Origin of the sequence: Roseivirga sp. 4D4 (genome assembly GCF_001747095.1) — a bacterium.
Taxonomy (GTDB): domain Bacteria; phylum Bacteroidota; class Bacteroidia; order Cytophagales; family Cyclobacteriaceae; genus Roseivirga.
The window spans coordinates 2,652,647-2,666,960 of the sequence record NZ_MDGP01000001.1 but is presented as its reverse complement, the minus strand read 5'-3'; the positions used below and the strand labels follow the sequence as shown (position 1 = coordinate 2,666,960).

Annotated in this window: 14 protein-coding genes; 6 read left to right on the top strand and 8 right to left on the bottom strand. The window is 43.9% G+C overall.

The window, feature by feature from the left end; genetic code table 11:
* Positions 1–117: 117 nt before the first annotated feature.
* The 7 genes from BFP97_RS11730 to BFP97_RS11700 form a co-directional block, all read right to left on the bottom strand.
* Positions 118–585 (bottom strand): thioredoxin family protein, encoded by a 468-nt coding sequence (locus tag BFP97_RS11730; protein WP_069842604.1) that lies wholly within the window; start codon positions 583–585, stop codon positions 118–120.
* Positions 586–588: 3 nt separating this feature from the next.
* Complete coding sequence (locus BFP97_RS11725) at positions 589–2,871, bottom strand: TonB-dependent receptor (protein ID WP_083262521.1); 2,283 nt, start codon at positions 2,869–2,871, stop codon at positions 589–591.
* Positions 2,872–3,034: 163 nt separating this feature from the next.
* Positions 3,035–5,284: a TonB-dependent receptor gene (locus BFP97_RS11720; protein ID WP_069842603.1), complete on the bottom strand. Its 2,250-nt coding sequence runs from the start codon at positions 5,282–5,284 to the stop codon at positions 3,035–3,037.
* Positions 5,285–5,289: 5 nt separating this feature from the next.
* Positions 5,290–6,576 carry a tetratricopeptide repeat protein gene (locus tag BFP97_RS11715; protein WP_069842602.1) on the bottom strand — a complete coding sequence of 429 codons (1,287 nt, stop codon included), beginning with the start codon at positions 6,574–6,576 and terminating at the stop codon, positions 5,290–5,292.
* Positions 6,577–6,653: 77 nt separating this feature from the next.
* Positions 6,654–7,196, bottom strand: coding sequence for a DUF4331 family protein (locus tag BFP97_RS20940; RefSeq protein WP_069842601.1), 543 nt, complete (start codon positions 7,194–7,196; stop codon positions 6,654–6,656).
* 24 nt (positions 7,197–7,220) lie between these two features.
* Positions 7,221–7,874 (bottom strand): DUF4331 family protein, encoded by a 654-nt coding sequence (locus tag BFP97_RS20935; RefSeq protein ID WP_069842600.1) that lies wholly within the window; start codon positions 7,872–7,874, stop codon positions 7,221–7,223.
* A gap of 93 nt (positions 7,875–7,967) precedes the next feature.
* The gene (locus BFP97_RS11700; protein WP_069842599.1) at positions 7,968–8,525 is read right to left on the bottom strand and encodes a fasciclin domain-containing protein; all 558 of its coding nucleotides are present in this window, start codon (positions 8,523–8,525) and stop codon (positions 7,968–7,970) included.
* Positions 8,526–8,614: 89 nt separating this feature from the next.
* On the opposite strand from BFP97_RS11700, the gene BFP97_RS11695 reads away from it, so the two are divergent.
* The 6 genes from BFP97_RS11695 to BFP97_RS11670 all read left to right on the top strand — a co-directional run bounded on the left by BFP97_RS11695 (position 8,615) and on the right by BFP97_RS11670 (position 13,167).
* Positions 8,615–8,818 carry a hypothetical protein gene (locus tag BFP97_RS11695; protein ID WP_069842598.1) on the top strand — a complete coding sequence of 68 codons (204 nt, stop codon included), beginning with the start codon at positions 8,615–8,617 and terminating at the stop codon, positions 8,816–8,818.
* Positions 8,819–8,822: 4 nt separating this feature from the next.
* Positions 8,823–9,233, top strand: coding sequence for a DUF2721 domain-containing protein (locus BFP97_RS11690; RefSeq protein WP_069842597.1), 411 nt, complete (start codon positions 8,823–8,825; stop codon positions 9,231–9,233).
* A 163-nt stretch (positions 9,234–9,396) separates the two neighbouring features.
* Positions 9,397–9,855, top strand: coding sequence for a MarR family winged helix-turn-helix transcriptional regulator (locus BFP97_RS11685; protein ID WP_069842596.1), 459 nt, complete (start codon positions 9,397–9,399; stop codon positions 9,853–9,855).
* A gap of 186 nt (positions 9,856–10,041) precedes the next feature.
* A complete protein-coding gene (locus BFP97_RS11680) occupies positions 10,042–10,986 on the top strand; it encodes a glycerophosphodiester phosphodiesterase family protein (protein ID WP_069842595.1) in 945 nt (314 codons plus the stop codon).
* Positions 10,980–11,996 (top strand): threonine aldolase family protein, encoded by a 1,017-nt coding sequence (locus BFP97_RS11675; RefSeq protein WP_069842594.1) that lies wholly within the window; start codon positions 10,980–10,982, stop codon positions 11,994–11,996. The genes BFP97_RS11680 and BFP97_RS11675 overlap by 7 nt, the downstream gene beginning before the upstream one ends.
* A 1-nt stretch (position 11,997) precedes the next feature.
* Positions 11,998–13,167: a lactonase family protein gene (locus BFP97_RS11670; protein WP_069842593.1), complete on the top strand. Its 1,170-nt coding sequence runs from the start codon at positions 11,998–12,000 to the stop codon at positions 13,165–13,167.
* Between the two features lie 49 nt (positions 13,168–13,216).
* Here the strand turns inward: BFP97_RS11670 and BFP97_RS11665 are convergent, their stop codons facing one another.
* On the bottom strand, positions 13,217–14,314 hold the full coding sequence (locus BFP97_RS11665; RefSeq protein ID WP_069842592.1) for a Gfo/Idh/MocA family protein: 1,098 nt from the start codon (positions 14,312–14,314) through the stop codon (positions 13,217–13,219).

The window sequence follows — 14,314 nt, the reverse complement described above, 5'->3', positions numbered from 1 at the left end:
GGTTCAAGGATCAACTGCTGATGGCTCAAATTCAATCACTAGTACTAGTATTTTTTACCCCCTTGAAAACGGAAAAATCTGCTTTGAATGGACTGAGAAGAGTGGAAGAAGGACCTTTTAAAGAAGTCGTTTCAGGACTTTTTTCAACTGCTTTGCATTGACAAATGCATCATGCTGATGGAGTATTTCATACTGATCGTTGAGAAACACAAGCGTGGGATATGCTACTACACCTTCTTTGGCACCTAGCTGTTGAGCCAGTTCATGCGTACCCGTGTTGGCCCCGGTGGGCTTATACTTGAAAGTCTGCCCGAGGAAAGAGACATCTTCTTTCGATTCCCCATCAAAGCTCACAAAGTGGAAGTCTCTGGTGAGTAACTTTTTGACCTCTTCATTTTGAAAAGTAGTCTGCTTCATGTTCTCGCAGAAGTTACACCAAGGGGCATGCAGGAACACGACCATGGGTTTTGGGTCTGTCTTTTGCACGGCTTCTAGCTTCTCGAAACTTAGGGCATAGTCTTGTGCATGAGCCATATTGAATCCAAGTGCGAAGCATACCAGAAAAAGCGAAACAACTCTTGCCATAGCTTATTGAACAGTGAATCTTAAACCAAGAAAACCTCGAATGCCTTGATTGGAGGCATATACGTATGTTGGGTCAAAAGTAAGACCCTTAGGATTGTTTGGGGTAGGGATTACCTGCCCGTCATTACCGAAGGTCACATTCCTGTCAAAGGGGTCGAATGGTCTGGCGATGCTGTTATCAGCAGGAGTGAAATTCAATAAGTTTTTGACACCTCCATAAACTTCCCATCGGCTACCGAACTTCTTGGTCAACTGGATGTTTTGAATGCTAAACCATGGAGATTCTGCCGGCCGATCGTCTAGTTCTCCCAGAAGTGGCAGGCGCATAGGGCCATACAAATTACCAGTATAATCCACCTGAATGCCATTGCCAAACGTGTAGCTAATGCTCCAAACTCCTTGCACAGACTCAGTGAGAATCTGTCGGGTTCTTTCACCGTTTTCTTCAACTGTAACATCCATAACGGTCAGACCACCATTGATTTTTAATCCATTGTCCCAGGCCATATCCAGATTGACAGAAACACCACGAGAGATGGAGTTTCCCTCCAGGTTACTATAAATGATTTTGTTTGGATCCGTCTCGTAATCCGGTAGAATACGATTCGTAAAGTAGGTATAGAAGGCGGTGGCGTCCAAGCCAATATAGGTGCTATTGCTCGTATAGAACTTCTTCACAAAGTTGATGTTGGTGTTCCAAGAAGTTTCAGGTCTTAACTCTCCATCAAACTCAACTGTTCTGGCGCCAGAAAGGGCTGCATGGTCTTCAGTAAAGACATTGGCTACCCTATAACCATTACCAGCACTGATGCGAAGAATGTTCCTTTTGTTAGGAGAATTCCATTTGTAATTGACTCTGGGGGTCACAATGCCACCATGAAGGCTGTTGTAGTCATAGCGCATGCCTAGCAATAGTTTATTGTTGGGCTTTAAAGAGATCTCATCCTGAACAAATATGCCTGGCAGATGGGTTCGAGATGGATTGTTGTCACTAGTATTATCATTAAATGTTGCAGGCGTATTGTCATCGTAATAGGTGTAGCGATAGACGGCCCCTGCTACAATATCATGCTTGCCCACCGTCTTATTCCATGTCAACTGACCGAAGGCAACATATTGATCGGCAGTGTACTCAGTGTCTCCATAGAATGAATCTTGGACGTGGCCATTAGCACTGAATTGGAAATTCAATAACTCGCTCGTTGGGAATTGGTATATGCCGAAGGTTTCCCATCGACTGGTGTAAATGCTTTCGCCATAGACGTCCGTACCTCCTCGGTTTTCGGTATTCCAGTTCATTTCACCACCCCAACGATCCTCATACACGTAACGACCCGCAATAGAGAATACTCGGTTGTCCTTGCGCTGAAAGTTGACTTTGTTAAAGATCGAAATCCGATCCTGAAGGGTTAAATCGGTGAAGTTATCACCATTATTATCAATTGGATTTTGGTAGTTGAAATAGTTAATACCTAATAATGACTGTGCTCTTTTGCCCAGATTGTACTTCAAGCCAATATCAGTGTTTACCTCACCCCAATCTGTGGCGAAAACATCCACCGAGGCTTGAGGTGCATTGCCTGGCTTTTTGGTGATGATGTTCACCAAGCCGCCTACCGCTTCAGATCCGTATAGCGTGGAGGCCGGCCCCTTCACAATCTCTACACGCTCGATTAAGGATTGAGGAATCCCGGTCAAACCATAGACAGTGGATAGGCCACTGACAATGGGCATACCATCGATCAATACCATAGTGTATGGTCCTTCAAGGCCATTGATGTGAATATCTCCCGTATTACAGACGTTACAGTTTAACTGTGGCCGAACGCCATTTACGTTTTGTAGCGACTCAAAAATGGAAGGAGTGGGATTTGCCCTAAAGAACTTTTGACTATAGACTTCGACAGGAACAGGGCTTTCCAGTTTGGATACTTCTTTGAGTGTACCAGAAACTACGATATCATCCAGGGCATTGATCTTTTCTACCAAGTCAAAAGATAGGCTTAGGTTAGGGGTGTGAGCACTGATTCGAAGACGTTGACTGATCCTTTCATAACCTACCATTGAAACCACCAGTGTGTAGCTGCCATAGGGGATGTTTTGAATGCTGAATACCCCGTTTTCATCGGATACATCACCATAGACAGTATTCAATAAACCGACATTCACCAGCGCCATGGGTGACCCTTCTGAAGACAAGGTGCCATTGATTGACCCCTCCTGTGCCCAAGCGCAAATGGACACAAATAAAAGGCAGAAACCGAATAGAAACCTGTTGAGTCTCATGATTAGAGTTGTCGATTATATTATTTTGATTTGTAAAATTATATAATTAGACTAGTCTAAAAAAATAATTAGATAGATTTCATTGACTTTATTCTGGGAGATAACAAAAAAAAGGCCGCCCCGACTCCTCGGAACGACCCATCTCAACCAATTAATCAACAACTCATAACTTAATGCCCAGGGATATTCTTGCCTGAAATGGCGTGCCTGGGGTAAAATGTATTTCACTTACTGGGGCAGCCTCTGAGAATAATCTCGACTCTGTCTCAAATTGTGCTTCCTTCCATTCTCTGTTTAATAGGTTCTCGATCGAGAGCCCAATATCAAAGCGTCCGACCCGATAGTTCATGGTCATGTCTAATAAGAAGTATCCATCAGCTATCAAGGACCTATCTTCGTTGGCGGATCTATCCCCCAACAGTCGATAACTTAGACTGCCACTGAACCTTTTCTTAGTGTCATAAATGATGCTTCCGATGCTGGTAAAAGTTGGAGCCAATGGAATATACTGTTGACCTTCTGCTTCCTCTACTGAACGAGGATCAGTATAGTTGACATCCATACTGGCATAAAGGCCTGGAGTAAACTGATAGCGAAGCCCAAGTTCAATGCCTTGTCTGGTGGTTTTGCCTCCTGCCTCGACTATGCCTTCATCACCTACGTAAACAAATTCCTGATCTAGATTTAGTCTCCAAAAAGCCAGATTCACTAATAGCTTGTCTGAAGGTTTCCAGATGGATCCGACATCCAGACCATAGGCCTTAGGTAAAATCTGTTCGCCAGACCTTGCCACTACTACACGTGAATCATTAGAATGAAAACCAACACCTGATTTGACGAACAAATTAAGGCTGGGATTGACAGTATAGCTCAATTTGAGCTTAGGACTGAAGATGCCTTGATTTACATCAGGTTGTGATGTTGCGAGTTTATCGGCATAGCTAAAACTAAACCAATCATATCGTACTCCTGTGGTGAGTTCCAATTTGTTTGTCAAACTCACTTGCTCTTCGGCAAAGAGATAAAGGTTGGTTTCTCTGATGTCTCCGAAGGCCAAATCCTCAAGAATTGTGTTCTTCTGAAAAGTTCTGGACAGGCGATTGTCATCGATGATATCGTGTCGAAATCCTATTCCCAATTCAGTAGAGGCATCGCGTCCAAGAAGGGACCAATCAGTCCAATAAGTATGTCTACTACCCAACATGGTTCGCTTCTCTGATTGGGTAATCTGGTCTCCGAAAACGGGATCGTTCAAGAAGAATGTAAAATTGGAAACCAGGTTAAAATCATATCGCGATAAGAATATCTGGTTCTCAATAAACGAACCATCGTTGAATTCAGAAACCAACTGAGCATTGAGATTGTATCGGCTCGTCTTTCCACCTTCCGTATCATCAATAGCCCCAAATCTTGATATTCGACCGCTATCAATGGCCCGCTGAGGGATTTGTCCTGATGCGCTCCAGCGACTGCTAAAGGCAGAAGCGGAGATTTCAAGCGTATTTCGATCGTTTAGCCGCTGGTTGAACTTTAAGAGTGAGTTGAACCGGTTAAAGTTTTGTGGACTTTCAAAGTAGCCATCAGAGATGGAGTACTCGCTAGCTAAATATAAGCTTGGCGCATACTTCTCGTTTGATGGAGTGATAAGGTTGAATAAACCAACACCGCGAAAGGTATTGAACTGACCTCCTTCAAGCTTAATTGAACTCTCGCTGATTCGCTTTTTGGTTGAAAAGGCTGCAAAGCCTGCTGTATTCAAATTGCCTTGATCCGTATAATAAGGCCCCTTGTCAAAAGCCACTCTTTCAATGGTCTCAGGAATCACAAAGTGTAGGTCTGAATAGCCTTGACCATGCGCATGAGAAACCATATTCACCGGCATACCATCTACCGTTAGCGCAATGTCAGTACCATGATCGATATCGAAACCTCTTAAGAATATCTGTTCTGCCTTTCCACCTCCTGCATGTTGCGCAATGAAAAGTCCTGGAACGATTTGCAGGACATCCTGTGAAGACTTGATAGGTCTTAAGCCGATGTCAATTGCTGATATCTGAGATTGGTTTTGGTCCAAACCTGGCATTATCCGAACATCCTTCAGTTCTAGATTGGCGCGTGATAAAGTCACTTCAATCTCAGTCTTTTCCCGATCGTTGATGATGATCTCTTCGGTATACTTTTCGAACCCGATAAAGCTCACTTGCAATTGGTATTTGCCACTATCGACATTGTTCAAATAGAACTTACCCATTCTGTCGGTCGGGCTTCCCTGTGCTGCTTCAACTAACACGACATTAGCACCTACCAAGGGTTCCCCTTGAGCATCGACTATTGTACCGGTGACTTGGCCTTTTTGTGCTAGGGCCTGAAAACCAAATAGGGCAATACAAAGTGTTAAGATGTAGGATCTCATTTTCACTAGCTTTTAAGGTTTTCCTTGATGTGCTTGGTCGTGAGAGGCCCCAGCTCATATTCACTTTCTAAGGCTTCTTTCAAGAATTTATTACCCTTGCGATCTTGCCCATTCCTTTTATAAATGAGGCCCAGATGATAAAGAACCTCGGGTTCGGAGGACTGACCATCTACGAATAGGCTGGCAATTTTGAGGGCCTTTTCTAATTCACCGTTTTGGAAGTAGGTCCAGGCCAGCAGGTCATACATTTGAGGTGTAGGTCGCTTTTCCTGCTCCTTTTCAGCTGCTGCGATGGCCTGAGCGTTCATTTTTAAATCCTCGCTGGCCAATAGAATGAGGTATTTATTGTGCATACCCATGTATTTTGGAGAGGAGGCCTGCTCAAAAAAGGCTTGCTTTAATTGCAGGCTCTCATTCCCCAAGCCTTCATAGTCGGCAATTTCTGCGAGCATGAGTTTTACCTGTGGATCATTGCTGTTTTCATCGATATGGCGAAGAATCCGTTTTGCTTCATTCACATTTTGATCATGAGCAAAGTTGATCCATGCCAATCCTTTCCAAGAATGCCAGTGTTGGGGATGGTGATTCAGTACCTTGAGATAGGCTTGGTAAGAATCCTCAATTCTGCCTGCATGACCATACATGTCTCCAAGATTCGAAATGCTCCAACTCATGATCGAATTGTCGAACTTTACTCTTTCATAAGCCATCTCCATAAGTTCAATGGCTTTATCCAGGTCACCTTGATGATCCGCGAACTTGGAAGCTCTGGTCAGATAGTCAAAGGAGTTTTTGCTCAGTTGACGATTCAAGATACCCTCTGCGGTTTCAAACTCTCCTAATTCCATCAAGGCATCGAAAAGCATATAGTAAGAGGCGGCTTGGTCTTCGCCAGCATCTATGGCCTTGAGTGCATACATCTTTGCTTTTGGGAATTCATGTTGCGTGACCGCATTGGCACTCAGAGCTCTATAAGTGGCTGCCTTATTGAATGGATTTAGTGCTAAAGACTTTTGGTAAAGACTATCTGAAATGTGTAGGTCATGGATCAAACCACCGGCTCTAAACCGTTTGCTATAAAGGCCTGCTAGCTGATTGAGGTTCATATGGCTTTGAGGAGACTTTTCTAGTCTGTCTTGCCAAAACTCTATGTCGGCATTAAGGTCTCGGCTTTTTGTAGCAGCAGCCGATAATAAGGTGTCGTAATCTGTAGCCTCTGCTATTGACTTCGGGCTTTGTTGGCAGGAAGCAAGTAGGAGGCCTGTGAGTATAATTGTGAGTAATGATTTCATGGTGAGATTTTTTTAGCGGCCCAGCACTTCCCCATAAGGGAAGACTGAGTCGCATATGATTGTATGAAAATGATCAACTACCAAGGGCTTGCCAGGTAGGGGAATGTGTTAAGAAATGGCTTATCATTACCATCAACATGGTCGTCTGTTAAGCCAGGATTTGCGGTGCCATCAGGTCCACCGAAGATCAATAAGAGTTCAGTAGAGATGACGTCATCCGAAAGTGTTCTCCCAGTCAAAACATTTGTCCCGTCAAAGAAAGTTGTAGTGCCTGTAAGTGATACGGTCAATACATCAGTAGCTAGTACTCCGATGAATGTTGATGCATCGAGTCCAAGGGCATTCGTGGAATAACCAGCATTCAAGGCCAAAAGTCGATCTTGCATTTCAGTGCTAAACGCAGCGCCCATCTGCGATGGAATGGTCACGTTAAAGATGTCTTTTCTAGCGCCCTGAATAAATACGGTATTGATTGCAGGGCGGCCCATTTGATCTTCCTGTGCATAGACTGCGGCTATATCAGGTGTATTGTCATCATCGTTATCACATGAGGTGAAACCGATGGTTAGTGCGCCCATAAACAGGAGCGCAACGAGTTTATTTACTTTTATAAATTTCATTTTAATTCGTTTTAGAAGTGAAGATTATTGCTTGCGTTTGGTTTCGACCCAGGTGTTAATAGAGTCTCCGGTGCCTACCATGGATTTTGGTACCTCAACTACCACGGCTAAGACATTGGTGCCTGCGAAAGAGTCGTTACCAGGGTCATTAAATGATGTAGCATTACCTCCGAGAATGGCACCGAATTGAGCAAAATCAAAGAAGAATGGGTCATCTCTGGGGCCTGCGAAAACGCTTACTCCGTTGTTCGACCCCACTACAGCATTACTGCCATAAGGAGTGATATCGGCTTGAGCCAATGAAGCATTCGTATCTATCGAGCTATTGAGTCCAGTAGACATCGGAGCATACGGTCCGTACGCATAAACTTGTCCGTTTTCAAAGATGCATTGGATGACCAAGTCTTCGATGGCATCTCCATCGTTGTCGATATTGAATTCTATCATCACATTTTCGTCAAACTGCGCATTGGCAGTTGCACTCGGACTGAGTAAGCCTTGTACAGTTGCAGCAAAAACCAGATTGTTGGAATTTTGCGGACTTTGATAGGCAAAGAGATCGGCAATGTCAGACCCAGTGTCTTGCACGCCAAGCGCTTCGTTGTGGTCGGCAGCAATCAAGTAGATGCTGGTCGCAATGGCCAAAAGGGCCGTCATAAAGGTTATTTTTCGTTTCATTGTATTTGATTTTTGGATGTATTTTTCCTGTTCGCGATTTGTATCGCGTTAATTTTCAATGGGTTAAATGATTTTGTTTAAATGGTTATTGGACTAGCCCGGCATAACGACCGTGTCGATCACATGGATGACGCCATTGGACTGGTAGACATCGTAAAGAGAAATATTCGAGATGTTACCCTTGGCATCTTTGAGTGTAATGTTCATGGCACCATTCATCATGGCGATCAATTTTCCACCACTGACGGTTTTCAATTCCGCCATGCCTTTTCCTTTTTTGATGGCCTTCATCAAAGCCTTGGCATCCATCTTACCTGCTACCACATGATAAGTAAGGACATTGGTCAGTAGCTCCTTATTCTCAGGTTTTACAAGCGTTTCCACCGTTCCATCAGGCAGTTTGTCAAAGGCCGCATTAGTAGGGGCAAAGACTGTAAATGGTCCATCGCCTTGAAGCGTTTCAACCAAACCGGCTGCTTTTACAGCGGCAACTAAAGTGGTATGGTCCTTAGATTGAACGGCATTCTCAATAATGTTCTTCTTGGGATACATCGTTTCTCCACCCACCATGACGGTACTCTGGGCGTGAGCCGACTGAAGGCCAAATACTAATAAGGCGGTCAGTGCGAGTTGTGTGATTTTCGTTTTCATATGTTCTGAATTTTGATTTCAGGCATACATACGGGAGTGGTTTGGTGATTGGATTTAGCAGGTTCAATTTTTTTCTCAATCTTTGCTAAATGAGTGAAAAACAAGTGAACTCACTGTTTTGGATGGGGCTGTTTTTAACAGCAGTAGGAGTGATGGGTTTATATGTACTGGATCTCGGGTTAACCGAAATGGATATTTATTACTCGAAGATCATTCTTTACCTATCGGGATTAAGCACGATCTATTTTGGGTGGAAAAAGATTGAACATAAGTTCCCTGACAAAAGGAAATAGCGATATGGAAATAGATATTTCAACCCCCGCCTTACTTTTTCCTGCGATTACACTACTACTATTGGCGTTTACCAATCGATTTGTGGCTCTTGCTACCTTGGCCAGAGGATTGAGGCAGCGTTATAAAGACATGCCTGATATGCCCGAAACCGTTCTTGGCCAAATTAAAAACCTTAAGACCCGGCTCTTGCTGATCCGGAACATGCAGGCCTTGGGCATTGGCAGTTTCTTCTGTTGTGTACTGAGTATGGTACTGATGTATTTATCCAGACAAGTAGTAGCCGATTATATCTTCGGTTTAAGTCTGTTTTTGCTCTTAGGATCGCTGGTTTTATCCTTTATCGAGACCCAAATCTCTACTAGGGCCCTCAATTTAGAGTTGAGCGATTTAGAGTCTGGCTCTACAGAAAAGTAGCATTTCAAGTCATTTCTAATCTCTTTTCACTCATTTAAAAAGTGAGGAATAGATACCTATTGAATTTCTAAGAAAAATTCTTTCCAGATCAGCGAAAGTTTCATCTAAAAACTTGTCTAGACAAGTTTTTTAGCCTATATTTCGCCCAGATTTACCACCAAAAATGGATTTCGGTAAGGCTCTCTTTCATCTCAATAATAATCTCGGCTATAATCTATATCGCGCATACCTGTTGTTTCACAGGGAGCTGATTAGAGGGTTAAAAGCTTATGGGGTTACTCCCGAGCAATGGCAGGTCTTGATTATTCTGTGGAACCATGGAAGTGTCACACCTACTCAAATCAGTGGAGTGACACTTCAGGATTTACCTTCTATCTCGCGAATGCTCGTGAGAATGGAAAAGAATGGATGGATTGAAAGGGTTGTGAATGAGGAAGACGGTAGATCCTTTCACGTGGTACTCACCGAGAAAGGAAGGAAGAGCAAGAACGAAATGATCATTAAGCTGGATAATCATTTTGCTGGCTACTTAAAAGAAGTGCCGCGCGTTTTACATGATGAAATTCGAGATGAGCTCCAACGTTTAAGGAGCCATTTAGGAGATTACACACCCATAAAGTGACAGACGGTCCGGTCATTTTAGATGTTTGACATCTGATCTTCATATGTTTAGGTTAAATGGAGATTACCGGTGCGGTTGGCATATGGTCTACCGCATCGGGGATGACTTTCTGATCAATGGGCTTCGTTTATTGCCACTTCAGACTATCTTGCATGCTCATGCATTTTCCTGATCCCTACTAGTCTGATGCGCGCCTTCAAATATTTATTCTTTATCCTTTTTCTTGCTGTAATCACTGCCAGTTGCAGTTCTGATCATAAAATATCCGATACGTCCGATTTGAAAGGAATGAATGATGCGGCCATGGTACTGTATGGCGCAAAAGATTTCTATTCATGGACGGAAGATCGTGTACCCATGGTAAGTGCACATCGGGGAGGTCCTTATCCTGGATACCCTGAGAACTCCATTCGCACTTTTGATTATGTCTTAAGCTATACTCCAGCTGTCATTGAATGCGACATAGAGATGACTTCTGATTCCGTTTTGGTGATGATGCACGATAATACACTTGACCGAACAACTAATGGTACTGGAAGGGTGAGAGACATGACTTGGACTGAACTGAAAGGCCTTCGTTTGAAGGATAATGAAGGGGTTGTTACCGAGGATCAAATTCCTACGCTAGAAGAAGTTTTACGTTGGGCTGATGGTAAAGCACTTTTGACCCTGGATGTGAAGAGAGGGGTTCCTTTTAAGATGGTCACTGATTTGGTGGTAGCAACTGAAACAGAAAACTATGCCGCCATCATTACCTACTCTGCAAATGATGCACAGACTGTGTATGATTTGAATCCAGATCTTATGATCTCTGTCGGCATTGGTAATTTATCGGCCTATGAGGCGCACAAGAACCTTGGCATTCCTGATGAAAATATGATTGCCTTTACGGGTGTTTCAGAGCCAGAACCTTCTCTGTATAAGTTTCTGCACGACAAGGGTATTTATGCTATTTTAGGTGTTCTGGGTAACTTGGATCGAAAGGCCATTGCCCGAGGCGATAGTATATATGCGGGCTTTGTGAACCGAGGAGCTGATATTTTGGCTACTGATCGACCGATAGAAGCAGCAAAGGTATTGGAAACCTTAAGACCCAGTTCGAGTTCAAAGTTTAAATATTTTAAATGGTGATTGATTTAAGAAGCGATACGCTGACCAAGCCTACCCCTGAGATGCTAGAAGCTATGATGACGGCCGAAGTTGGGGACGATATGTTCGGTGAAGACCCAACGGTGACGGCCCTCGAACAGAGAGCAGCCCATATGTTTGGAATGGATGCCGCCTTGTACTGCGCTTCCGGTACCATGACGAATCAGATTGGTATTCGTTTGCATACCACGCTTCAAGACGAAGTGATCTGCCATAAGTACTCGCATATTTATCTGTATGAAAGTGGGGGCTTGATGTCCAACTCGGGTGTTTCTGTTCGCTTATTAGAAGGAGAGAGGGGGTTGATTACCGCTGCAGATGTCAAAGCTGCTATTCAACCTGACGACATTCATGCGCCTGTGTCCAAAGTGGTTTCACTGGAAAACACCATGAATAAGGGTGGGGGGAGCTGTTATGATTTTGAAGAGATTTGGGCGATCCGAGAAACCTGCCATGAACATAACCTGTCCTTGCATTTAGATGGAGCAAGGCTATTCAATGCACTTGTGGCTACAGGCCAGAAGGCTAAAACGTACGGAGAGGTCTTCGATACGATTTCTATTTGCCTGTCTAAAGGTTTGGGTGCTCCTGTAGGATCATTACTCCTTGGAGGACATGATGATATCAAGCGCGCTAAGCGGATCAGAAAAGTAATGGGAGGTGCCTGGAGACAGGCCGGTTACATTGCAGCAGCGGGACTTTACGCATTGGATCACCATGTGAAACGTTTGGCAGAAGATCATAAGAAGGCGAAAGAAATTGCCGAGGTCCTGAAAGGCTTGGATTATGTGGAAGAGGTATATCCATGCGAGACCAACATCCTGATCTTTAAGCTCACGGATAAATACGACAATCAAAGCTTTATTAAAAAACTAGCGGATCATGACGTCCATGCTTTCGGTTTTGGGCCGCAGCTCATTCGTTTTGTGACACACCTTGATTTCACCGATGACCATATGGATCAATTGATCAAAGTTTTAAAAAGCCTCTAACATGAAGCATTTCTTGCTGACCTTAATCGGTCTATTCTTAATCTCAAGTTGTCAGTCATCTAATAAGGAGGAAGCGGTGAAGAAGCCAGATAATGTCGAAATTCTGTTCATTGGAACATATACCCAGAAAGAAGGGCATGTGGATGGGAAAGGCGAGGGAGTTTATGTCTATGAAATGAACAAAGAGACTGGGGCGCTCAGGTATCTATCTACTTCTGATGCCTTGATCAGTCCGTCTTATTTGGCGGTGCATGAGAATGGCAAATGGGTTTATGCAGTCAATGAATTCAATGGGGGTGAGGATGAATTCGCTTCCCTAACGGCTCTGGAATACAATCCTAAAGATCACAGCCTTAGTTACTTAAACGAAGTTGGAAGTATGGGGCAGTACCCTTGCTATGTCAGTATTGACAATACGGGAAAATTTGTGATGGCTGCTAACTATGTAGGTGGGAGCGTGGCACTCTTTCCCATCAACGAGGAGGGAATGCTGGAAAACTATACCTCTTATAAGAAGCACGAGGGGAGTTCAACACATCCTCGACAAGATGCAGCGCATGCGCATCAAATCATTCAACATCCTACCCAAGATTGGGTAATTGCGGTTGACCTTGGGGCCGATAGAACTTATGAATATGAATTGGATACCCTCTCACAAACCCTGAACTACGTAGGTGATTATCCTAATTCTCCGAGGATGTCAGGCCCAAGGCACCTGGCTTTTCATCCTACTTTGGAGGTTGCCTATATGTTGAATGAGTTGATAGGCACAGTAGAAGTTTATCGCACATCAGAAGATGTTCGCATGAGGAGAACAACCCAAATGATTTCCGTGCAACAAGAAGGTGACAATCGAGAACCTGCCAGTGCGGCCATCAAAGTACACCCTAGTGGTAAGTTTCTCTATACCTCTAACCGAGGAGAACTGAACGAGATCGTTGTTTTTTCTATTGATGAGAATGGTGGTCTGTCAGCTGTAGGTAGGCAATCGACCTTGGGTTTAACGCCAAGGGATTTTGAGATTGATCCTTCTGGCCGATTTCTGCTAGCCGCCAATCAGGATACGGACACGATCGTGACCTTTGCGATTGATCAAGAAACGGGTATGCTTTCAGAAACGGGTTTTGTGGCGGAAGTACCTACTCCGGTTTGCCTGAAATTCTTAAAGTAAGTCAGAACTCATTCATTCCCCTCCTTATGAAGGAGGGGTTAGGGGAGGTTTATTTCAACCTCACCAATTTTCCAGTTTTAGCGCTCTTCATGGCCGCCTGAAGGATTTCCATCACCACCATATTATTTTCGAGGGCTGATAAATCGGTAGGCAAGGGCTTTACATCGCCACGAACTACGGCAGCCAATAGGCTGAATGGATCGTCTAGTGGACTTTCTTTCCTGAGGTCTTTCAGTGTCACCTCTTCATTATCATCACCCAAGCGATATCGAAGTGTGGATTCGTTATCAGCAATTACTTGTCCTTTGACACCATAGACTTCCATATCTTTTCGACTAACTGGCCAATTCCAAGAAGCCTGTATAATGACTTGGGTCTTTGGATATTTCAGAACGATGGTAGCCTCATCATCGACTTTTGGATATAAGTCTGGTTTGTTGGTTTGAGCAATAGCGAATACAGATTCTGGTCGTTCCCCCTTCATGAGCCAGGTGGCCAGATTGGCACCGTAGCAACCAAAGTCGGTCAGGGCTCCGGCACCGTTGAGTTTAGGGTCGGTCAGCCATTCTAAAAACTCTTCATTGACCCCGATCTCCTTTGGTCCGGGATGTCCATCATGCACCACTATCTTTCTTATATCACCAATTTGATCCGTTTCGTGGACCATTTCGTAGGCTTTGAAATTGCTTCCATACCAAGTGGTTTCGTAGTTAGTCAGTAAGTGGATATTATGTTTTTTGGCCAGGGCCTCCATTTTCTTAGCATGATCTAAGCTGACCGCGAGGGGCTTTTCGACCATGACATGAATGCCTTTGGGAGCGAAGAATTCTACCACGGAAAGATGATCATAGATAGTACCAAAGGCAGTAACGGCCTCGGGCGATTTATTCTCCATTAATGCATCCATAGAATCATAGACGATATCCATCGAATACCCGTGTTGATCGGCATAACGCTGGGCTAGATCCTTGTTGGATTCAACAATTCCTATGATTTCAATATCGCCTCGATCTTCACGACCTAAAATCCAATGCACATGGGTGTGGGTAAGACCGATCACGGCTACCTGAAGTGGTTTCTTTTGTTCCTGTGCTTGCATTTGCCCGAAAGAAAGAATGGTTAAAATAAAGGCTAAAAGCTTCTTCAT

Excerpts from the sequence above, each read along its gene's own strand:
- BFP97_RS11695 (WP_069842598.1), top strand. The coding sequence starts at position 8,615 with ATGAGTGAAAAACAAGTGAACTCACTGTTTTGGATGGGGCTGTTTTTA.
- BFP97_RS11715 (WP_069842602.1), bottom strand. The coding sequence starts at position 6,576 with ATGAAATCATTACTCACAATTATACTCACAGGCCTCCTACTTGCTTCC.
- BFP97_RS11725 (WP_083262521.1), bottom strand. The coding sequence starts at position 2,871 with ATGAGACTCAACAGGTTTCTATTCGGTTTCTGCCTTTTATTTGTGTCC.
- BFP97_RS11690 (WP_069842597.1), top strand. The coding sequence starts at position 8,823 with ATGGAAATAGATATTTCAACCCCCGCCTTACTTTTTCCTGCGATTACA.
- BFP97_RS11720 (WP_069842603.1), bottom strand. The coding sequence starts at position 5,284 with ATGAGATCCTACATCTTAACACTTTGTATTGCCCTATTTGGTTTTCAG.
- BFP97_RS20940 (WP_069842601.1), bottom strand. The coding sequence starts at position 7,196 with ATGAAATTTATAAAAGTAAATAAACTCGTTGCGCTCCTGTTTATGGGC.
- BFP97_RS11730 (WP_069842604.1), bottom strand. The coding sequence starts at position 585 with ATGGCAAGAGTTGTTTCGCTTTTTCTGGTATGCTTCGCACTTGGATTC.
- BFP97_RS20935 (WP_069842600.1), bottom strand. The coding sequence starts at position 7,874 with ATGAAACGAAAAATAACCTTTATGACGGCCCTTTTGGCCATTGCGACC.
- BFP97_RS11670 (WP_069842593.1), top strand. The coding sequence starts at position 11,998 with ATGAAGCATTTCTTGCTGACCTTAATCGGTCTATTCTTAATCTCAAGT.
- BFP97_RS11675 (WP_069842594.1), top strand. The coding sequence starts at position 10,980 with ATGGTGATTGATTTAAGAAGCGATACGCTGACCAAGCCTACCCCTGAG.
- BFP97_RS11665 (WP_069842592.1), bottom strand. The coding sequence starts at position 14,314 with ATGAAGAAGCTTTTAGCCTTTATTTTAACCATTCTTTCTTTCGGGCAA.
- BFP97_RS11700 (WP_069842599.1), bottom strand. The coding sequence starts at position 8,525 with ATGAAAACGAAAATCACACAACTCGCACTGACCGCCTTATTAGTATTT.
- BFP97_RS11680 (WP_069842595.1), top strand. The coding sequence starts at position 10,042 with ATGCGCGCCTTCAAATATTTATTCTTTATCCTTTTTCTTGCTGTAATC.
- BFP97_RS11685 (WP_069842596.1), top strand. The coding sequence starts at position 9,397 with ATGGATTTCGGTAAGGCTCTCTTTCATCTCAATAATAATCTCGGCTAT.